The sequence below is a fragment of the Bacteroidota bacterium genome, assembly GCA_016195025.1.
Taxonomy (GTDB): Bacteria; Bacteroidota; Bacteroidia; order Palsa-948; family Palsa-948; genus Palsa-948.
On the sequence record JACQAL010000040.1, the window covers coordinates 1 to 20,470 of the forward strand.

22 protein-coding genes are annotated in these 20,470 nt (G+C 41.0%); 10 read left to right on the forward strand and 12 right to left on the reverse strand.

Going from position 1 to position 20,470, the window contains the following annotated elements; genetic code table 11:
* Positions 1-203 precede the first annotated feature (203 nt).
* On the forward strand, positions 204-956 hold the full coding sequence (locus HY063_08120; protein MBI3501746.1) for a hypothetical protein: 753 nt from the start codon (positions 204-206) through the stop codon (positions 954-956).
* Between the two features lie 26 nt (positions 957-982).
* Here the strand turns inward: HY063_08120 and HY063_08125 are convergent, their stop codons facing one another.
* Positions 983-1,786, reverse strand: coding sequence for an SDR family oxidoreductase (locus HY063_08125; protein ID MBI3501747.1), 804 nt, complete (start codon positions 1,784-1,786; stop codon positions 983-985).
* Entirely contained in the window at positions 1,783-3,192 is a 1,410-nt protein-coding gene (locus HY063_08130) for a hypothetical protein (GenBank protein ID MBI3501748.1), read from the reverse strand. Before HY063_08130 ends, HY063_08125 begins: the two co-directional genes overlap by 4 nt.
* A gap of 73 nt (positions 3,193-3,265) precedes the next feature.
* Between HY063_08130 and HY063_08135 the strand changes: the two genes are divergently transcribed.
* Positions 3,266-3,613, forward strand: coding sequence for a DUF4296 domain-containing protein (locus HY063_08135; GenBank protein ID MBI3501749.1), 348 nt, complete (start codon positions 3,266-3,268; stop codon positions 3,611-3,613).
* A gap of 88 nt (positions 3,614-3,701) precedes the next feature.
* On the forward strand, positions 3,702-5,210 hold the full coding sequence (locus HY063_08140; GenBank protein ID MBI3501750.1) for a F0F1 ATP synthase subunit beta: 1,509 nt from the start codon (positions 3,702-3,704) through the stop codon (positions 5,208-5,210).
* A 324-nt stretch (positions 5,211-5,534) separates the two neighbouring features.
* Here the strand turns inward: HY063_08140 and nuoD are convergent, their stop codons facing one another.
* The 6 genes from nuoD to ruvB all read right to left on the reverse strand — a co-directional run bounded on the left by nuoD (position 5,535) and on the right by ruvB (position 10,672).
* Positions 5,535-6,737, reverse strand: coding sequence for an NADH dehydrogenase (quinone) subunit D (gene nuoD, locus HY063_08145; protein ID MBI3501751.1), 1,203 nt, complete (start codon positions 6,735-6,737; stop codon positions 5,535-5,537).
* A 3-nt stretch (positions 6,738-6,740) separates the two neighbouring features.
* Positions 6,741-7,244, reverse strand: a complete 504-nt coding sequence (locus tag HY063_08150; protein ID MBI3501752.1) for an NADH-quinone oxidoreductase subunit C — start codon at positions 7,242-7,244, stop codon at positions 6,741-6,743.
* Positions 7,245-7,336: 92 nt separating this feature from the next.
* Complete coding sequence (locus HY063_08155) at positions 7,337-7,897, reverse strand: NADH-quinone oxidoreductase subunit B (protein ID MBI3501753.1); 561 nt, start codon at positions 7,895-7,897, stop codon at positions 7,337-7,339.
* 29 nt (positions 7,898-7,926) lie between these two features.
* Positions 7,927-8,292 (reverse strand): NADH-quinone oxidoreductase subunit A, encoded by a 366-nt coding sequence (locus HY063_08160; GenBank protein MBI3501754.1) that lies wholly within the window; start codon positions 8,290-8,292, stop codon positions 7,927-7,929.
* Between the two features lie 304 nt (positions 8,293-8,596).
* Positions 8,597-9,646 carry a tRNA epoxyqueuosine(34) reductase QueG gene (gene queG, locus HY063_08165; GenBank protein ID MBI3501755.1) on the reverse strand — a complete coding sequence of 350 codons (1,050 nt, stop codon included), beginning with the start codon at positions 9,644-9,646 and terminating at the stop codon, positions 8,597-8,599.
* A 3-nt stretch (positions 9,647-9,649) separates the two neighbouring features.
* The gene (gene ruvB / locus HY063_08170; protein MBI3501756.1) at positions 9,650-10,672 is read right to left on the reverse strand and encodes a Holliday junction branch migration DNA helicase RuvB; all 1,023 of its coding nucleotides are present in this window, start codon (positions 10,670-10,672) and stop codon (positions 9,650-9,652) included.
* A gap of 158 nt (positions 10,673-10,830) precedes the next feature.
* Here ruvB and HY063_08175 point away from each other — a divergent pair, with 158 nt between their 5' ends.
* From HY063_08175 to HY063_08185, 3 genes are read left to right on the forward strand one after another with little or no spacing between them, the layout of a single operon-like run.
* Positions 10,831-11,556: a MotA/TolQ/ExbB proton channel family protein gene (locus HY063_08175; protein ID MBI3501757.1), complete on the forward strand. Its 726-nt coding sequence runs from the start codon at positions 10,831-10,833 to the stop codon at positions 11,554-11,556.
* Between the two features lie 6 nt (positions 11,557-11,562).
* Positions 11,563-11,967, forward strand: coding sequence for a biopolymer transporter ExbD (locus HY063_08180; GenBank protein ID MBI3501758.1), 405 nt, complete (start codon positions 11,563-11,565; stop codon positions 11,965-11,967).
* 36 nt (positions 11,968-12,003) lie between these two features.
* Entirely contained in the window at positions 12,004-12,780 is a 777-nt protein-coding gene (locus tag HY063_08185) for a hypothetical protein (protein MBI3501759.1), read from the forward strand.
* A gap of 1 nt (position 12,781) precedes the next feature.
* Here the strand turns inward: HY063_08185 and recJ are convergent, their stop codons facing one another.
* Genes recJ through HY063_08205 form a run of 4 tightly spaced genes read right to left on the reverse strand, consistent with a single transcriptional unit; the run spans position 12,782 to position 16,522 of the window.
* Positions 12,782-14,476: a single-stranded-DNA-specific exonuclease RecJ gene (recJ, locus tag HY063_08190; protein MBI3501760.1), complete on the reverse strand. Its 1,695-nt coding sequence runs from the start codon at positions 14,474-14,476 to the stop codon at positions 12,782-12,784.
* Positions 14,477-14,523: 47 nt separating this feature from the next.
* Complete coding sequence (gene hflX / locus HY063_08195; protein MBI3501761.1) at positions 14,524-15,711, reverse strand: GTPase HflX; 1,188 nt, start codon at positions 15,709-15,711, stop codon at positions 14,524-14,526.
* Positions 15,708-16,037 (reverse strand): cytochrome c, encoded by a 330-nt coding sequence (locus HY063_08200; protein MBI3501762.1) that lies wholly within the window; start codon positions 16,035-16,037, stop codon positions 15,708-15,710. Before HY063_08200 ends, hflX begins: the two co-directional genes overlap by 4 nt.
* A 32-nt stretch (positions 16,038-16,069) precedes the next feature.
* Positions 16,070-16,522: a cytochrome B gene (locus tag HY063_08205; protein ID MBI3501763.1), complete on the reverse strand. Its 453-nt coding sequence runs from the start codon at positions 16,520-16,522 to the stop codon at positions 16,070-16,072.
* 58 nt (positions 16,523-16,580) lie between these two features.
* Between HY063_08205 and thiH the strand changes: the two genes are divergently transcribed.
* Genes thiH through HY063_08225 form a run of 4 tightly spaced genes read left to right on the forward strand, consistent with a single transcriptional unit; the run spans position 16,581 to position 20,465 of the window.
* Complete coding sequence (gene thiH / locus HY063_08210) at positions 16,581-17,708, forward strand: 2-iminoacetate synthase ThiH (GenBank protein ID MBI3501764.1); 1,128 nt, start codon at positions 16,581-16,583, stop codon at positions 17,706-17,708.
* Complete coding sequence (locus HY063_08215) at positions 17,705-18,442, forward strand: polysaccharide deacetylase family protein (GenBank protein ID MBI3501765.1); 738 nt, start codon at positions 17,705-17,707, stop codon at positions 18,440-18,442. Before thiH ends, HY063_08215 begins: the two co-directional genes overlap by 4 nt.
* Positions 18,439-19,308 carry a glycosyltransferase family 2 protein gene (locus tag HY063_08220; protein MBI3501766.1) on the forward strand — a complete coding sequence of 290 codons (870 nt, stop codon included), beginning with the start codon at positions 18,439-18,441 and terminating at the stop codon, positions 19,306-19,308. Before HY063_08215 ends, HY063_08220 begins: the two co-directional genes overlap by 4 nt.
* Positions 19,308-20,465, forward strand: coding sequence for a HesA/MoeB/ThiF family protein (locus tag HY063_08225; GenBank protein MBI3501767.1), 1,158 nt, complete (start codon positions 19,308-19,310; stop codon positions 20,463-20,465). The genes HY063_08220 and HY063_08225 overlap by 1 nt, the downstream gene beginning before the upstream one ends.
* The last annotated feature ends 5 nt before the right edge of the window (positions 20,466-20,470 follow it).

Consider the following 20,470-nt stretch of genomic DNA (forward strand, 5'->3'; position numbering starts at 1 on the left):
ATGATGATGTAGTGTTAATGTTCGGTAATAACTCGCCACGAGTTATTCTGAACATTAATACTGTTGCTCTAAAACAAAAAATGTAACTTTAAACTCTAAACCAAAAATCGCCTTGTTGCGCTAAGGCCTTGAATGCACCAACATATTCAGTAAAAATTGTATTTGCCGATTCTTTGCTTGGCACTATAAGCGAAAAACTTTTTTTGAATAAACATAACGAATCTGTTTTCATTATAAAAAAGCAAAAAGATTTTTTTTCAAACCGTTGGAAATATAGTTTAGTATGTACAACTTCGGGGCTTCAGTCAGCGGCAAAAATTAAATATGACTCATCATATAACTCTTTTGACTTGTCTGACACAACCAGTTTATGGGAAAAACAATTTACTGTTTCTTTTTCTCCAACAGAAATGATTTGCGGAAATGAAATTTTCTATTCCGATTATAAATTCTCAAAGCATTTTTCTGCGGGCATAGGAGTAGGACATATATTTCCTACGCTTCACAATTTAATAACAGACGAACCGCAAGGATTAGCATATAATGGAACAATTGTAAGGATAAATTCTAGGTATTATTTTAAAAGAGGAGAATATATTGGTTTGCTTGGAACTTATAAGGATTTATACATGAACTCAGCAAGTTTTGTTAGTTATTTGGTATGCGGAGAAGATAATGGACATTACGATTATTTGCAAACTGAAAGGGCTTCTTTATTTGGCATTACATATTTTATCGGGCATGAAAAACATTATTCAAAATATTTTCACTCTGATTTTTTTATAGGCGTGGGGCTTAGTTTCAGAAACCGCGATTATACGGTTTATCCCCAGGCAACATCTACTTGCCGCCACGATACTCCTAATCTAACTCCGCTTCATTATTCAGAAAAAAATAGATTGCCTGCTTTTCCTATCGGATTTAAGTTAGTTTATGTACTGCATAAAAAAGAGTAACTCAAGTATTCCAACTCTTTGAAAAATTACTTCTTCCCTTCTCTTAAAATAATTTTATAAAACGCAGCAGGCGAAAACCTTTTCACGGTAAGCGCCAGCATTTCCTTTCCGCCAAAAAAGGTCTCGAACCTGTTTTTGCGTATGGCGTTCAGAATTTTTTTTGCGGCAGCGTGCGCATTCATTCCGCGCTCCTGCCCTTTATCCATTTTGCCGTGGCTCTCCCCTTTTTCGTTCACCGCATTCAGCGAAACATTTGTTTTCACATAGCCCGGGCAGATGATGTGCACGTGAATCTTATTGGAATGCTCTTCAATGCGCAGCGATTCAAAATAGCCGTGCAGCGCGTGCTTGCTTGCCGCATAGGAACTGCGCCCGGGATAGCCGAGTTTTCCCATCACGCTGCTGATGACCACAATGTTTCCGCTGCGCTGTTTGCGTAGGACGGGCAAAACCGCTTTTGTTAAAATAGTTGGTGCGAAATAATTTACATCCATTATTTTCCGTTCCACTTCAACAGGCGTATCTCCTGCAAAAGAACGTTGCGCAATGCCGGCATTGTTAATCAATATATCTATTCTTCCGAAGCGCTGAATTATTTTTTCAACTGCGGAATGTACCGTTGAAAGTTCAGCAACATCGAGCGGAAGGATAAAAATAGTTGACGCGGAAATAAATTTCGCGCAGTCGTTTTTCACGCGTTCAAGTTCTTTTTCCCTTCGGGCCGATAAAACTAATTTTGCTTTCGCGGCAGCGAATTCTTTTGCCAGCGCTTCTCCTATGCCGGACGATGCGCCCGTAATCCAGATTACTTTATCGCGGAAGAAACTCATTTCTTTCCTGCCACATTAAACCGAAGGATACTTACGGCAAGAGAAATATTCGGGTTGGAGCCGTGCGAAAGATAGGTGAGCACATCGCCCGTGCCCACGCTCACTTCCATGATGCGGAACAAGCCGGAAAGCGTTACGCCCATCGGCAGCGAAAACCCATAGGTGGGATTTCCCGCAAAGCCGAATGAAAGGCGGAACGTGTTGGCAAGCGCCATGTCGGTGCCCACAGCGAAAAATGCTTTTTCAAGATTGGTGGGGTTGCTGCTCAGGGGCATCACCATGTCGGCTCCCACCAGCATTCTCCGGGTGAGGCGGTAACTTGCACCTAAGCGGAACTTGGAAGGGAGTTGCGTGGTGTAAGGGCTGCCCGGTTTGAATTTTATAATTCCCCATTTATTAAACATGTCGCTTGCCGTTTGCTGAAGGTTCCAGGAATTGATTCCCTGGAATTTGAATTTGGAAGTGTCGGGCAGCAGCGTGTCCTGCGCCACCAGCACATTTTTATTCCAGTGAATGGAGCCCATGTCAATTGCCGAGAAAGTTATTTTCAGTTTCCCGATTCCGATTCCCGCTCCCAAATCAAACGCGGTTCCGTTTCCTACGGAAGGAAAAATTCCCGAGGTGTTCACGGGATTAAAATTCCGGACGCTGTCGTAGTTGATTCCGTAATTGGAAGTGAAAGCCGAATGCCCGGTGAGCACTCCGTTGCTGGCAATCATTTCCATATCTGCCATGCCCCATAAATATTTGAAACCGATTCCTCCGTAAATGGAAATGGCGCTCGAATCCTTTGTTCCCCCAATGCCGAGAATTTTTGCTCCGTAAGCAAAATTCATTTCGCGGTAATGCAGAAAAGAAATTTTGGAACCATCAAACACCTGTGAAATATTTTTCGGATTCAGCCAGAACATCGTGTCATGAAAAATGGGCGCATTCTCTCCCATGAAAAGAATATCGGCAGCGTTCTGATTCAGGCGCACATGCCCGAAGGTGCGGTCGCGCACATTCATGGCGAAGCCGCCCACTTTGGGAACGGCAAAAGAAAACGAAAGCCAGTTGAGGTTGGATTGAAGGTTCAGCCCGTCCTTATCGGTGAACAAACCGGCAAAGACCTTTTTATCGGCTGCGGAGAAAGTATCGTTCGGATGCGTGAGCGCATTTTTCAGCTGGTTGTAATCAAGCGCTTTCGATTGCGCGCTGATTCCGAAAGTGAGAAGAGACAGGGAAAACTTATAATTGTTTTCCCAGCCGAGGTTGGAAGGATTGATGCCGATGCACTCCCAATCCTTCGCAATGCCGTTGGCAACTCCGCCTTTTCCCGCAGGGCCCGGCAAGCCGAGGTCAACCTGGGAAAAAATGTAAGAGGTAAAAAATAAAAAGCAAGAGAAGAGGAATAATTTTTTCATTTCATTTTCTTTATTCAGGCAAAAGTAATTTATTTTTTGTTCGCCTTCCGCCTTCTTATCTTACATTTGCCCTGTGAAAAAACTCATTTCCATTTTTATTTTTTCCTGTTTGATTTTTTCCTGCGGGGAAAACAAAACGGTTTCCATTCCGCCTACTATTCTTCCCAAAGAAAAAATGGCGGCAGTGATTGCCGACATTCACCTGGCAGAAGCCGAAGCGAACATTCACATGCTGCCCGATTCTTCTTCGGGGAAAAAAATAAGTTACGGGACAATTTTCGAGAAGCATTCGGTTACCAAACAGCAGTACGAAGAAAGTTTATCTTTTTACATCAGCCATCCGGAACTCCTCGATGAAATTTATGAAGCCGTGCTGAATGAACTCAGCAAAATGCAGGGAGAAGCGAAGAAGCAGCAGTAAACATTTCTCTTGATAATTTTCTCGTTTGTCATTCGGCAAATACTGTTATTTTCGCGAACACAAAAAGAAAACAATATTCAATATATATATGTCACAGTTAAACGGAAAAATTTCTCAGATCATTGGTGCGGTGGTGGACGTTTCTTTTCACGGAGAAAAAGTTATGCTGCCGAATATTCTTGACGCGCTTGAAGTAACGCGCCCTGACGGTGTGAACGTGGTGCTTGAGTGTCAGCAGCATATCGGTGAAGATTCCATCCGAACCATTGCGATGGATTCTACAGACGGATTGAGCCGCGGAACGGAAGTGCGTCCTTCGGGCGCTTCGATTAAAATGCCGATTGGCGAAAAAATAAACGGAAGATTATTTAATGTTATTGGCGAAGCGATTGACGGACTTCCGCAGGTGGAAAAGAAAAATGGTTATGCGATTCACCGCAATCCTCCGAAATACGAAGACCTTTCTACTTCATCAGAAATTCTTTTCACGGGAATTAAAGTTATTGACTTGCTTGAGCCGTATGTGAAAGGCGGAAAGATTGGTTTGTTCGGTGGCGCAGGAGTTGGAAAAACAGTTTTGATTCAGGAGTTGATTAACAATATCGCGAAAGGATACGGTGGACTTTCTGTATTCGCAGGAGTGGGTGAGCGCACGCGCGAAGGAAACGATTTGCTCCGCGAAATGATTGAAGCGGGCATTATGAAATACGGAGATGCGTTCAAGCACTCGATGGAAAAAGGCGGATGGGATTTATCAAAAGTGGATATGGATGGATTGAAAGAATCCAAAGCAACATTTGTTTTCGGGCAGATGAATGAACCTCCGGGAGCGCGCGCGCGCGTTGCTCTTTCCGGATTAACGGTTGCGGAATATTTTCGTGATGGCGATGAAAAATCCGGAGGAAAGGATATTCTTTTCTTCATTGATAATATTTTCAGATTCACACAGGCGGGTTCAGAAGTGTCAGCGCTTCTCGGACGCATGCCATCGGCAGTAGGATATCAGCCCACGCTCGCAAGCGAAATGGGAACGATGCAGGAGAGAATCACTTCGACCAAGCGCGGTTCCATCACTTCCGTGCAAGCGGTATATGTACCTGCGGATGACCTGACCGATCCTGCACCTGCTACAACATTCGCGCACTTAGACGCTACAACCGTTCTCTCGCGTAAAATTGCAGAGTTAGGAATTTATCCTGCGGTGGATCCTCTCGATTCTACTTCACGGATTCTTACTCCTACCATTGTGGGCGAAGAACATTACAACTGTGCGCAGCGCGTGAAAATGATTCTTCAGCGCTACAAAGAACTGCTTGACATCATCGCGATTCTCGGCATGGATGAACTTTCTGAAGAAGATAAATTAGTTGTGAGCCGTGCAAGGCGCGTTCAGCGTTTCCTTTCTCAACCCTTCCACGTGGCGGAAGCCTTCACAGGTTTGAAAGGCGCGCTCGTTTCCATCGAAGATGCCATCAAAGGTTTCAATATGATTCTTAACGGTGAAGTGGATGACCTTCCTGAATCGGCATTCCACCTTGTTGGCAACATTGATGAAGCAAAAGAGAAAGCCAAAAAGATAATGGCGGAGTCCAAATAAGAGCAAAAAAGTTTTTTAGTCAAAAGCCCGACAGAGATGTTGGGCTTTTTTGTTTTTAATTCCCCCTTGATGAAGAGGGAAATTTCGGCTTTGCGAAACGGGGGATGTCTTTTTGGCGCGTCCCTCGAAGACTCGGGTCACGCTTTCCGTTCCAATCTTTTCCCGCGAGCGCGGGAAAAGGATTTCCACTTCAATCGTTCGCGCAAACAGCCGGTGTGGTGTGGCATTTCGTTTTCCCCGCGCTGAAGCGCGGGGCTATTAATATTAAATCCCTACGGGATTTTCGTTCCGAATAAAATCTGTGATAATCTGTGCAATCTGTGGCTACGAATCGAGTTCCCCTGCAATAACATTCATCGCGCTTAGCGTAAGAATTGCGTCAGACAACATTGCGCCTTTTATTATTTCAGAATACGCCTGATAATAAATGAAGCAAGGCCTGCGGAAATGCAAGCGATACGCGCAGCGTCCTCCATCGCTGATGAGATAAAATCCGAGTTCACCGTTTCCGCCTTCCACACAGTGATACACTTCACCTTTCGGAACTTCGCTTTCGCCCATCACAATTTTAAAATGATAGATGAGCGCTTCCATATTATTATACACTTCTTCTTTTGGCGGAAGATAAAATTCAGGAACATCAGCGTGGAACGGACCATCGGGCATATTTTTAATCGCCTGTTTTATTATGCTGAGCGATTCCCACATTTCCTGCTCACGCACCATGAAACGGTCGTACACATCTCCGCTTTTTCCAACGGGAATAATAAATTTGAAATCTTCATAAGAAGAATATGGATTCATTACGCGCACATCGTAATCCACTCCGGCAGCGCGAAGATTGGGACCAGTGAAACCATAACTCAGCGCTTTCTCTGCAGAAATTCCTCCGCAGCCGATTGTTCTGTCCATGAAAATTCTATTTCGCACTAATAATTTTTCGAACTCTTCTAATTTTTTTGGAAGTTCTTCAATAAACATTTTTAATTTTTTCCAGGCAGTTTCATTGAAGTCGCGTTCCATTCCTCCTATGCGCCCGATGTTGGTTGTCAATCTTGCTCCGCAAATCTCTTCGTAAATTTCGTATACATGCTCGCGTAACTGAAACACATATAAAAATCCTGTCATTGCTCCGCTGTCAACACCAATCACGCTGTTGCAAACCAAATGGTCGGTGATGCGCGCGAGTTCCATAATAATCACTCGGAGATATTGCGCGCGTTTTGGAATTTCGCAGTTGATTAATTTTTCCACCGTCATGTGCCAGCCCATGTTGTTGATGGGCGATGAGCAATAATTCATGCGGTCAGTAAGCGGAGTAACCTGATAGAACGGTCTTCGCTCTGCAATTTTTTCAAACGCGCGGTGAATGTATCCGATTGTCGGCTCAGCGTCCACAATAATTTCTCCATCCATCTTCAGCACGTTCTGGAAAATTCCATGCGTGGCGGGATGGGTGGGTCCAAGATTTAAAGTGGAAAATTGTTTTCCTGCGTCTTTGAGTATTTCTTCTGCTTCGATTTTCATAATCTATCTACCAAACATGGTATCATCTTTATCCGTTCTTGTTCCGTCTTCCAGCGCATATTCTTTTCTCATCGGGAAATAATTCATCTCATCCATATTCAGAATGCGTTTTAGATTAGGGTGTCCTCTGAAAATGATTCCGTAAAAATCGTATCCCTCCCTTTCCATCCAGTTGGCAGTGGAAAATAATGGAGTCATCGTTGGAACCTCAGGTTCGTTAATAGGGAAAAAAGTTTTTAGTCGTATTCTCCAGTTCTTCGGGAGGTTGTGCAGTTGGTACATCACACCGAGTTCCTGTCCTTTATTATTGGGATAATGCAATCCGCAGAGCGTGGTGAGAAATCCGAAATCAAGTTCCACATCCTCTTTCAGGAATTTTACAACTTCATATATTTTTTCGCGCCTAACAACAAAGACAGGAAAATCATAACTCTGCTCGGAAGAAATAATCGCGTCTCCGAATTCCGCTGTTAATTTATTATTTACTATTTCTAAAAGTGATTCCATTTTCTCTGGTAACGAATTAACGAATCTGGTTACGAATATTACTAATCAGTTTTTGTTTTTGTATTTCTTGCCTACTGGCTACTGCCAACTGCCTACTGGTTTTCAAATCCGTATTTCTTCATCATATCTTTGTATTCAGGAGAATATCTTCTTCTGAAATGTTCTTTCCCAACCATATTTTGAATCTGCATGATGCCGTCAATGACTTGTTCCGGTCTCGGAGGACAGCCGGGCACGTAAACATCCACAGGAATTATTTTATCTATGCCCTGCAAAACGCTGTATGTGTCAAAAATTCCTCCGCTGGAAGCACAAGCACCCATTGCGAGAACCCATTTTGGTTCTGCCATCTGTTCGTAAACCTGGCGCACAATCGGCCCCATTTTTTTTGCGATGGTTCCCATCACCATCAGTAAATCTGCCTGACGCGGAGAAAAACTTAAACGCTCGCTTCCGAATCTTCCCAAATCATAATGCGAAGCCATCAATGCCATGAATTCAATTCCGCAGCAACTCGTAGCAAAAGGTAAAGGCCATATGGAATTTTTTCTTGCAAGCCCGACTGCTTTTTCCAGAGAGGTCGCAAAAAATCCGGGTTGCTCGTGCCCTTCAGGAGAGGCAACAATTGTTGGTTTTGTAATTGCTTCTGACATAATTTTTCTTTCTTCTCTAATTTACAAATTTATTCCCACTTAAGCGCGCCCTTTTTCATGATATAAAAAAATCCTACTAGGAAAAATGCGATGAACAATCCCATCTCCATAAATCCAAGTATTCCAAGTTCTTTGAAGTTTACCGCCCAGGGATACATGAAAATTACCTCCACATCGAACAGGACAAATAAAATTGCCACCAAAAAATATTTTATCGAAAAAGGAATGCGTGCGTTGCCCTGCGGTTCGATTCCGCACTCAAAACTTTCGTCTTTTATTTTTGAATGCCTTTTCGGCCCTAATAAATGTGTAACGAACATGGTTGTAACAACAAAACCACCAGCCACAATGAATGTGATAATGATGGGGAGAAAATCAATCGGTGAATTTTCCATATACAATTTTAAGAGCCTAAATTTAGGAATAATTCCAAACTTGCATTGACGATTTTATTTCAGGATTATTTTGACGGTTTGTAGAAAGTTTTCCACCGGTTTTGAGTTTTCAACAATTTAAATGATAAGCACAAAAAAGTATTGACTTTTTAAAATGAACGATTACCTTCGCTTTGTAATTCAAAAACATCCTGTCATGTTCGAAATGTCAAAAATGATTCTCCAGCGCGTAAGTTTCGACAAGAAACTTTTCAAGAAAGAATTATTCAAAGCGCTCAAGTGGCTTCAGCCGAAAGAAAAAACTTTACTCTACATCTGGTGCCTCGCCAACTTTGGAATGTACAAGGATGTTATCGCTGAAGTTTTCCGGCAAACGATTACCAAGGTTTAAGAATTCCAGGTTTCGTTTTATTCCTTTATGCTTTGTTCGTTGAAGTGGCGAATCCGAAAATGTTTTATTAAAAGTTTCTTCTGAAATTTCTTCCCAGTCCTTTTTTGTGAAGTTCAGAATTTCCGGTTTCGGTTGGAAGTGTGGTTCGTGGTGAGGAGATGAAAAACTATTCCACGGACAAACATCCTGGCAAATGTCGCAGCCGAACATCCAATCATTGAACTTTCCTTTCATATCGTTCGGAATATTTTCTTTCAACTCAATGGTGAAATAAGAAATGCATTTGCTTCCGTCAACAACATAAGGTTCGGAAATCGCATCGGTCGGACAAGCATCAACACATTTGGTGCAGGTTCCGCAGTAGTCCGGAATTTCTCCATCGTATTCCAAATCCAGATCCACAATAAGTTCAGCGATGAAAAAGAAAGAGCCGTTGTTTTTCGTAATGAGGTTTGAATTTTTTCCGATCCATCCGAGACCGGATTTTTTCGCCCACACTTTATCCATCACGGGTGCGGAATCTACAAACGCTCTTGCGTTCACATCTCCTATATTTTTCTTGATGAACTCAATCAGCTGAAATAATTTTTCCTTGATGACGAAGTGATAATCTTTTCCATAGGCGTATTTCGAAATTTTGGGTTGGCTGTGGCTGTCACCCTGAACTTGTTTCAGGGTCTCGCCAGATGCTGAAACGAGTTCAGCATGACGGCTCGACTCAGGAAAATAATTCAGCAGAAGAGAAATAACTGACTTTGCATTCGGCACCAGCACGCGCGGATCAAGTCGCATGTCAAAATGATTTTCCATATAACCCATCTTGCCGTGCTTTTCTTCTTTCAGCCATTTTTCTAAACGAAGCGCTTCTTCATCCAAAAATTCTGCTTTTGAAATACCGCAGAAGTCAAAGCCTAGACGTTTGCTTTCTTGCTTGATGAGGGAAGTGTTTCGTGAAAAATTCACGGACTAAAAAAGATTTCCAGTTTTCTGGTTGGGAAATTTTCCGAGATGCTTGTAAGATTTTTCAGTTGCTTCGCGCCCGCGGGGAGTGCGCTTGAGATAACCTTCCTGAATTAAAAACGGCTCGTACACTTCTTCAATCGTTCCGGCTTCTTCACCAACCGCAGTGGCAATGGTAGTGATGCCCACAGGTCCGCCCTGAAATTTTTCAATGATGGTGCTGAGAATTTTATTATCCATTTCATCGAGCCCGTGTTTGTCCACGTTAAGCGCGTTGAGTGCGTAATCGGCAATCTTGAGATCAATTTTTCCATCTCCTTTTATTTGCGCAAAGTCGCGGACTCTGCGTAGCAATGCGTTTGCAATTCTCGGAGTGCCGCGGCTTCTGCGGGAAATTTCTTCCGATGCTTTTTCATCAATGCCAATATTCAAAAGATTGGATGAACGAAGAATTATTTTTTTGATGAGTGCGGAATCGTAATAATCTAAACGCAGATTAATGCTAAAGCGCGAGCGAAGCGGAGATGTAAGCAAGCCCGCACGTGTAGTTGCTCCCACGAGCGTGAACGGATTTAATTTTATCTGTACGCTTCTTGCATTCGGTCCGCTGTCGAGCATAATGTCAATGCGGTAATCTTCCATAGCGGAATACAAATATTCTTCCACCGTTGTGTTGAGTCGGTGAATTTCATCTATGAACAAAACATCGTTCGGTTCAAGCCCGGTGAGAAGTCCTGCAAGGTCGCCTGGTTTTTCAAGAACAGGTCCTGATGTTGCACGGACATTTACACTCAATTCATTTGCGATGATGTAAGACAAAGTTGTTTTTCCCAATCCCGGAGGCCCGTGAAGCAAAACGTGGTCGAGCGATTCGCCTCTTTGTTTTGCCGCGCGCACAAATATTTTCAGGTTCTCAACTACTTTTTCCTGTCCGGTGAAATCTCTAAAATCAGAAGGACGCAAAGTTTTTTCTATTTCCTTTTCGACAAGGGAAAGATTTTCGGAATCGGGATTTAAATTCGGGTTCATCGGAGACAAATGTAATGAAATGAATCTTTGTAAAATATTTTCAAGGAAGAAACGTTATCAATCAAACTAACATTGCTCTGTGGAAAAGTAAAACTCTTCGGCTTGAATCTGCGGATGCTTAAAAGTAATTTTGGTAGAATCATAATAAGGTAAAAAATATGTTAAGTACAATTCTTCTGCAAGTTGTAACAACTCCAACGGATTCGGCAAGCAAAGCGGTGAACGCAGTTGCCAATGCAATGCCAGTTGTTCAAACTCCAACACAGGACACGCTTTCACTTTTTGATTTAATGCTGAAGGGCGGGCCGATGATGATTCCCATCGGAATTCTTTTTTTGATGTCGGTTTATATTTTCATCGAACGCCTGCTTTCAGTTGCGCGCACTCCAAAAGCGGAAGATAATTTCGTTCACAATATAAAAGATATGCTCGCGAGCGGAAACATTGATGCGGCAAAAACTCTGGTGATGCATACGAAAGGTCCGCAAGCCGCAATCGTTGGAAAAGGAATTCAGCGCCTCGGCAAACCGATAAAAGAAATTGAAGAAGCGATGCAGGGAGTTGCGCAGCAGGAACTTTTCCGGATGGAAAAAAATATTTCCATCCTCAGTATTGCCGGACGCGTAGCGCCAATGGTTGGATTCATCGGAACAATTATAGGTGTGATTTATATTTTTTATGAAATCTCTCTTTCAAAAACGGTGGAGATTGATGTGATTTCAAAAGGGCTTTACCAGAAAATGGTGAGCAGCGCTTCAGGATTAACCGTTGGAATTTTAGCATTCGTGTTTTATTACATCATTCAAATGATGGTGGACAAGCGTGTGAATGCGATGGAAAAAACTTCAGCAGATTTCATCGATATAATTTCTGACCATAAATAATTCACTATGAAAATCAGAAGAAGGCATCGCGAAGGAACGGAAGTGAGCACTGACTCGCTCAACGATATTATGTTTTTTCTTTTGATATTTTTCCTGATTGTTTCAACGCTTGCAAATCCCAGCGTAATAAAAATAAATCTTCCGAACTCGAAAAAAAATATTTCGATTGAAACAAAATCTATTGTGCTGGCAGTAAATAAAGATTTACAATATTTTATAAATAATAAACCTGTTGATGTGATTAATTTGGAAAGCGAATTAATTTCCGCTGTGAAAGAAATGAAAGAACCGACTGTAATTCTGAAAGTAGATAACGGGCTCACAGTTCAGGATTTGGTAAACGTGATGCAGATTGGAGCGAAACTAAAAGTGAAAATGGTTCTCGGAACAAAACCACCCAATGCGGGCTGATGTGGAATTTTATATTCTTTACATCTTATATAGAAAATGGAATATACATTCGAAAGAAATAACCGACTCATCTCTTTAGGAATAACAATTCTTTTTGCCGCACTGCTTTTTATTATTTTGCTTTTCATCAAGTTCATCACTCCTATTCCTCCGTTTGATGCAAGCCCGATGGGCGGACTGGAAGTGAATTTCGGCTATGACGAAGCGGGGATGGGAGATAATAATTCTTTGCAGCCCGTTTCCGATAATCAGAAAAAAAATAATTCCGCGAGTCAGCCGGAAAACAATTCTTCTTCTGAAATGCTTTCGAGCGAGGAAGCAAGCAATGTGACTGCTCCTTCGGTTAAAAAGAAAAACAAAGAAGTAAAAGTGGAAGAACCAAAGCCCGACCAAAATCTTTTGAGTGCGCTGAATAAAATAAATTCTAAAACAGGAAATAATTCCGGAGATGGAAATACAAACACTCCCGGCAATCAGGGCGACCCGAATGGTTCGCTCAATTCAAATGTGTACAGCCCTTTTGAAGGAACAGGAGGAATTCACGGGCGGTTAAAAGGCAGCGGAAGAAAAATGATTGGCGATGTTGCCATCTATGATGATTCGCAGGAAACCGGAATTGTTGCTGTGGAAATTCTTGTTGACCGATACGGAAAAATTATCAAAGCAGAACCTGTTCTCATTGGCTCAACCACTACGAGTTCTCTCCTATGGAAAAAAGCCAAAGACGGTTTGCTGAATAAAGTTCTCTTTAATCAAAGCCCCGCAGGAGAAGAAGCGCGCGGAACTATCTATATAAATTTTACTGTTCGCTGATTTATTTCTTCAAATCTTTAACTTGAAGTTGCAGATAAGTTTTTCCTTCCCATTCCTGCTCGCGGATGTTGTAGCAAACTGTGAAAGGATTTTTTTTTGCGACAAGTTCATAGTGAGTTGATAGACCAAAACCAATCGCAGGAAATTTTATTTCCTTTTGTGTTACATCCATTTTCAGGTGATTGCTCCCCACGATACTCGCGTAACCGCGGTCAGAAACATTTTCCGTGAGGAAAACAGGATTCATATTTCCGGGACCGAAAGGCGCGAATTGTTTTATGATATTGTAAAATGAAGGCGAGATTTCATTCAGGGAAATTTCCGCATCAATTTCAATTTCGGGAATCAGCATTTCATCAGTGATAGTGGAAGAAACTACTTCTTCAAATTTATTTTTGAATGCTTCCACGTTTTCCGGTTTCAATGTAAGCCCTGCTGCGAATTTATGTCCGCCAAACTGCTCGAGCAAATCGCTGCAGGCGCTGAGCGCTTCGTACAAATCAAAGTCTTTTACCGAGCGCGCAGAACCGGAAACAATTCCGTTCGACTGCGTGAGCATTACCGTAGGGCGATAATAAGTTTCGGTTAAACGCGAAGCAACAATTCCAATCACTCCCTTATGCCACGATGGGTCGAAGAGCACAGTGGTTTTTCTCTGCTGGAGAATCGTGCTCTCAGCAATCATTGCGAGTGCTTGTTGTGTGGTGTAAATATCTAAATCCCTTCTGTCAGAATTATTTTTGTTGAGATAGTTGCCTGATTCAATCGCAATTTCGGTAGAAGGAGCAATTAAAAGTTCCACTGCTTTTTTTCCGCTCTCCATTCTTCCCGCTGCATTTATTCTTGGACCAATCACAAAAACAATATCGGTGATGGTCAGTTCTTTTTTCATGTTCGTCAGTTCCAGCATCGCCCGGATTCCTTCACGAGGGGAATTATTTAAACGCTTCAATCCGTAGTAAGCAAGAATTCTGTTTTCTACTGTAATGGGAACAATATCGGCAGCAATGCTGATGGCAACCAAATCAAGATAAGATTCTAAATTTTCTATTGGAATATTTTTTTTCTGCGCTAATGCCTGAATTAATTTGAAACCAATTCCGCATCCGGAAAGTTCTTTGTAAGGATAAGAACAATCTTTTCTTTTCGGGTCGAGCACTGCAACTGCGTTTGGAATTATTTCTCCAGGCAAGTGATGGTCGCAAATAATAAAATCAATTCCCTTTTCTTTCGCGTAAGCGACTTTGTCAACTGCTTTTATTCCGCAATCAAGTGCAATGATGAGTGAAAAATTAGTTGAAGAAGCAAAATCAATTCCCGCAGTAGAAATTCCGTATCCTTCTTTATATCTGTCCGGAATATAATAATCTAAATTCCCGTAAATCGTTTTTAGAAAAGAATAAACCAGCGCAACAGAAGAAGTGCCATCCACATCGTAATCTCCGTACACCAAAATTTTTTCTCCCGATGAAATTGCCGTTTCAATTCTTGCAACGGCTTTGTTCATATCCTTCATCAGGAATGGATCGTGCAATTGTTCCAACTGCGGACGAAAAAATAATTTTGCTTCATCGTAAGTTGTAATTCCCCTATGATAAAGAAGATTTGCGATGACAGAACTAACCTTTACTTCTTTGGTAAACCGTTCGATTATTTCTGCAGGAGCAGCATCTTTTATCTTCCAGCGTTTAGTCACACTATTATAAATGAAGAACAAATATAAAAAAAGAAAGAAAGATTTTCTTAAAACGGCAATTGATGTGGATATCTTTCCAAATGCAGTTCTTTAATCTGGGAAAAAAGCAATTGCTTTAATTCATAAACATTTTCTTTCGTTTGCGCGGAGATAAAAACACACGGTTCAAACATTTTTGAAAGCCAACTGTTCTGCAAATTCTCAAGCGTGATAGGAATTTTTTCTTCGTCAATTAATTTTTCCCAGTCGTGTTGATGCAACACCGCGACATCGGTTCTTCCTTCAATGGAATCAATTTTGTTGAATACGGTAATTATATTTTTTTCTCCCGCCCCGATTTCCGACAAAGTTTTTTTCACTTCTCGCATTTGCTCTTCAAATTTCGGATGAGAAATATCCACTACGTGAAGCAGCACATCTGCTTCGCGAACTTCATCGAGTGTGGATTTAAAACTTTCTACCAATTGGTGAGGAAGTTTGCGAATGAATCCAACCGTATCGGAAAGTAAAAATGGAACACGGTCAATCACCACTTTTCTCACAGTGGTATCAAGCGTGGCGAATAATTTATTTTCTGCAAACACATCAGCTTTCGCAAGTATATTCATCAGCGTGGATTTTCCAACATTTGTATATCCAACCAACGCAACACGAATCATTTCTCCGCGGTTTCTTCTTTGCGTTGCCATCTGCCTGTCAATGTCAACGAGTTTTTCTTTCAGCGCAGAAATTTTTTTCCGCACAATGCGCCTGTCCGTCTCCACTTCTTTTTCACCTGCACCTCCGCGAGTTCCTGTTCCTCCGCGCTGGCGTTCAAGGTGAGTCCACATTCCTACGAGGCGCGGATAAATATATTCGAGTTGCGCGAGTTCGACTTGCGTCTTCGCATAAGAAGTGCGCGCGCGCTGAGAAAAAATTTCAAGAATCAATCCGGTGCGGTCAATTACTTTTTTTTCAAAAAGTTTTTCGAGATTGCGCTGCTGTGAAGGAGAAATCTCATCGTCAAAAATCACCACATCAATATTATTTTCACTGACAAATAATTTTATTTCTTCCGCCTTTCCTTTGCCAATGAATGTATGCGAATCGGGTTTTGCAAGCTGCTGCGTAAATCTTTTTACAGGAAACATTCCTGCGGTCTCGGAAAGAAAAGTCAACTCGTCAAGATATTCCGAAATAGTTGCTTCGTTCTGCTGGCGGTTAATAATGCCTATGAGAATTGCTCTTCGGTTCATTTTGCTTTCAATGTTCGAATGTAATCCACTACTTCGCCAATTTCTTTTTCGTTCATCACATTTTTAAATGAAGCCATTGTATTTTTTCCGTTTGTAATGATTTCGATTTTTTCTTCTTTGTTGAGTGTTGACATTGATAAATCTTTTGCTCCCAATGCACAAAGCTTGCCATCGCTTCCGTGGCAGTTAGTGCAGTAATTTTCGTAGAGAGTTTGCCCCGAAGATTTTGCCTGAGAATTTTTTTGTGAGGAATTATTTCCGCAGGAAGAAAATGCGAGCAGGCAGCAGGCAGTCGTAGTAGGCAGTAAACAAAATGTAAATCTCATTCGTAGAATAGTACCAATTCGCTTTTCGTTGATTACATCCATCCTCTTGAAACTGCCGACCACGGCCAGGGAATCGCTATGAAAATTACAATGAGCGCGAGCAGAAAAAATATCGCAATGCGTTTGTGTTTTCCTGCATCATCGGCTGCGCGTTTTGAAAGTGAATAGCCGAGCGTGATTAAAATAATTGCAATCAGCATCATTGAAATATGTTCCACCGTCCAAAACCTGAGCATTGAATCTTTCATAGTGGAACTCATATCTGACAATCCGACTTTTACTGTGGGGCTGACGAAATAAAGTATGAGCCCGAGCACTAATTGCAAATGCGCAGAGATTAAAGTGAAGAGTGCAATTTTTTTATCTCCCGGAGTAAATTGTTTTTTCCCGAGCCATCCGCTGAAAGATTTCACGATGGAAAATAAAATCAGGATAAGTAAAATATACCTGAGAAAAGAATGAACTGTGAGTAGGATTGTGTACATTGTTTTGTTTGTTAATGAATCGAAGGTAAGAAATAATTTTCCTTGACTATATTTGTCTGTGAAATCTTTCGAAGAAATATTCAGCGGTTATGATTGGAACGAAGTTCAGGAAAGTATTTATTCCAAAACTTCTTTGGATGTGAAAATTGCATTGAACAGAAACGGAAAAAAAACTTTAGAAGATTTCAAGGCACTGATTTCTCCGGCTGGAAAAAATCATCTGGAAGAGATGGCGCAGCTTAGTCATCGCATCACGCAAAAACGTTTCGGAAAAACGTTGCAGATGTATGTCCCGCTTTATCTTTCTAACGAGTGCCAGAACATTTGCACGTACTGCGGTTTTTCCCTCGACAATAAAATTCCTCGCAAGACATTGACCGATGAAGAAATTCTGAAAGAAGTTTCCGTGATTAAAGCGATGGGCTATGACCACGTGCTGCTTGTGACCGGTGAAGCGAATAAAACTGTCGGAGTTTCTTATCTCGCGAATGCAATTAATCTGATTCGTCCATTCTTTTCAAATATTTCCATTGAAGTTCAGCCGCTGGAGCAAAATGAATATGAATTTTTAATTTCGCTCGGGCTTCATTCCGTTTTGGTTTACCAGGAAACTTATCATAGAGAAAATTATTCTGCACATCATCCGAAAGGGAAAAAATCAAATTTTTCCTATAGAATAGAAACGCCTGAAAGATTAGGAAAAGCTGAAGTTTATAAAATCGGATTGGGGGTTTTGATTGGCTTGGAGGATTGGCGCTCTGATTCTTTTTTCTGCGCAATGCATCTGGATTATCTGGAAAAAAAATTCTGGCAGACAAAATATTCTGTTTCATTTCCTCGTCTTCGCCCTGCAGAAGGTGCTGAACTACCAAAAAAATTTTTATCCGATAAAGAATTGACGCAATTAATTTGCGCCTATAGAATTTTTGATGAAGAAGTTGAACTTTCTCTTTCCACACGTGAAAGTCCGAAGTTCAGAGATAACATTATCAAATTAGGAATTACTTCTATCAGTGCCGGATCGAAAACAAATCCGGGCGGTTACGCAGTGGGAAAAGAATCACTCGAGCAATTTGAAATTCACGATGAGCGTTCTCCTAAAGAAATTTCTGAAATGATTCGAAGACAGGGCTACGAAGCAGTTTGGAAGGATTGGGACAGAACTTATCACGCAGAAAAAGTATGAGCGAATTCCAACTTCCAATTTTGCTTTATCATCGAATTGTGAATGAAAATTCCAAAATCGGCAAGCATAAAATTTATGTTTGGGAGAAAAATTTCAGAGCGCAGATGAAATTTCTGAAAGAGAATGGATATGAAACAATCACATTTGAAAAACTTTCCCAACCTTCCAACCTTCCAACCTTCCAACCTTCCATCATTCTCACTTTCGATGACGGCTATGAAGATAATTACACGATTCTCTTTCCGGTTTTAAAAGAATTCGGATTCACCGCTGTGATTTTTCTTGTTACAAAACAAACCCGCAACGAATGGGCAATGAAAGAAGGCGAACCGGAATTAAAAATGATGAACAAAGAAATGATAAAAGAAATGAGCGGTTACGGAATTGAATTTGGCGGACACACGCGCACGCACGTTGATCTGAAAAAAACTCCCAAAGAAAAATTTGCTGATGAAATTGCAGGATGTAAAAAAGATGTCGAGGAAATTACAGGCAAACCCGTTGTGAGTTTTGCTTATCCTTTTGGCGCACATAATATAGAAACAGAACAAGCAGTGCAAAATGCAGGATATAAATATGGTATCAGCACAATTTTTGGTCCGGCAAATTTGCAGGAGGATTTAATGCGAATCAGAAGAATAGAAATAAGACCAAAAGATGGCTTATCAAAATTTAAATTCAAAGCAAGAGGATATTATTTTCAGAAATCATATTTGCAAAATTTATTTTCATGAAGGTCTCGGGATTTACATTTGTACGCAACGCTGTTAAGTTTGATTATCCTGTAGCGGAAGGAATAAAATCCATTCTGCCGATTTGCGATGAAGTAGTTGTTGCCGTTGGAAATTCGGAAGATGCTACATTTGGTTTAATAAAATCCATCGGCTCGCCCAAAATAAAAATTATCGAAACAATTTGGGATGATTCTCTCCGCGAATGCGGAAAAGTTTTAGCGCTTGAAACCGACAAAGCATTTGATGCCATTTCTCCCGACAGCGACTGGGCATTTTATATGCAGGCGGATGAATGCTTTCACGAAAATGATTTGCCGAAAATAAAATCTGCTATGGAAAAATGGAAAGATGACAAGTGTGTGGAAGGATTAGTTTTCAATCATATTAATTTTTACGGCACTTTTGATTATTATGCTGACTCGCGCAAGTGGAATAAAAAAGAAGTGCGTGTGATTCGTAATGACAAAAATATCCGCTCGTGGAAGGATGCGATGAGTTTTCGTAAGCACGAAGAAAAACTGAATGTAAAATTTGTGGATGCGCTCATCTATCATTACGGCTGGGTGAAGTCGCCAAAAATTCAGCAGCAGAAAAGAGAATCGTTTGAAAAGTTATGGCACGATGAAAAATACATTCAGGAAAAAATTGCCGCACCTGAATTTGATTATTCAAAAATTGATTCGGTGGCAAAGTTCACCGGCTCGCATCCAAAAGTGATGCAGGAAAGAATCGCCCAGCAAAATTGGAAATTCGAATTTGACAAAAGAAAAGCGATGAAAACTTCTCTTCGTTTAAAAATTTTGAATTACATTTATCAAACAACCGGAATCCACATAGGAGAATTCAGGAATTATAAAATAATTTAATGCTGAACAAAGAAGAAATAAATCGTTACTCTCGGCAAATCATTCTTTCTGAAATCGGAGCGGACGGACAGGAGAAATTAAAACGCGCAAAAGTTTTGGTTGTTGGTGCGGGAGGTTTGGGTTGTCCTGTTTTGCAATATTTAGTTTCAGCGGGAATCGGAGAAATTGGAATTGTGGATGATGATAAAGTGGATGAATCAAATTTGCAAAGACAAATTCTATATAATAAGGAAGAAGTTGGATTGCAAAAAGCAGAAGTTGCTAAGAAAAAATTGCAAGCGTTGAATCCGCTGGTAAATATTACTTCTTACATATTACGTCTTACATCTGAAAACGCACTTCATATAATCAAAGAGTATGATTTAGTAATTGACGGCTCTGATAATTTTCCAACGAGGTATCTTGTGAATGACGCTTGCGTAATGCTGAACAAACCGCTTGTGTTCGGTTCGATTTTCAAATTTGAAGGACAGGTTTCTGTTTTCAATTATAAGAATGGGCCGACTTACCGCTGTCTTTTTCCTGAACCTCCGCAGGATTCTCCGAACTGCGCAGAGATTGGAGTGCTCGGGGTTTTACCCGGCATCATCGGAACATTGATGGCAAACGAAGCGCTGAAAATTATTTTGGGAATCGGGGAAGTTCTTTCCGGAAAACTTTTTGTGCTGGATGCGCTTTCAATGCAAACACAAATTCTTTACTTTGAAAAAAATGTTGCGAATGCAAAAATAAATTCGCTGATTGACTATGAAAACTTCTGCAAAGCAAAATCAAATTCAATCCGGGAAATTTCTGCTGAGGAATTAATAAGAAAGATAAAACAAAAAGAAAAAATTCAAATCATTGATGTGCGCGAGCCGTCTGAATATTCTGAATTCAATATTAACGGAGAAAATATTTCTTTACATTCACTCTCTAACAGGATTTCAGAAATTAAAAAAGATATTCCCGTAATTATTCACTGCCAGCGAGGAAACAGAAGCAAACACGCAATTGAATTGTTGCAGAAAGAATTTGGATTTACAAATTTGTTGAACCTTACGGGAGGGATTGAATCTTTCAACAATTGTCATTCCGAGCAACGCGAGGAATCTCCTGAAAATATTCCTGCACATCATCAAAGAGATTTCTCAGCGCGAAGCGCGCTTTCGAAATGACTTCG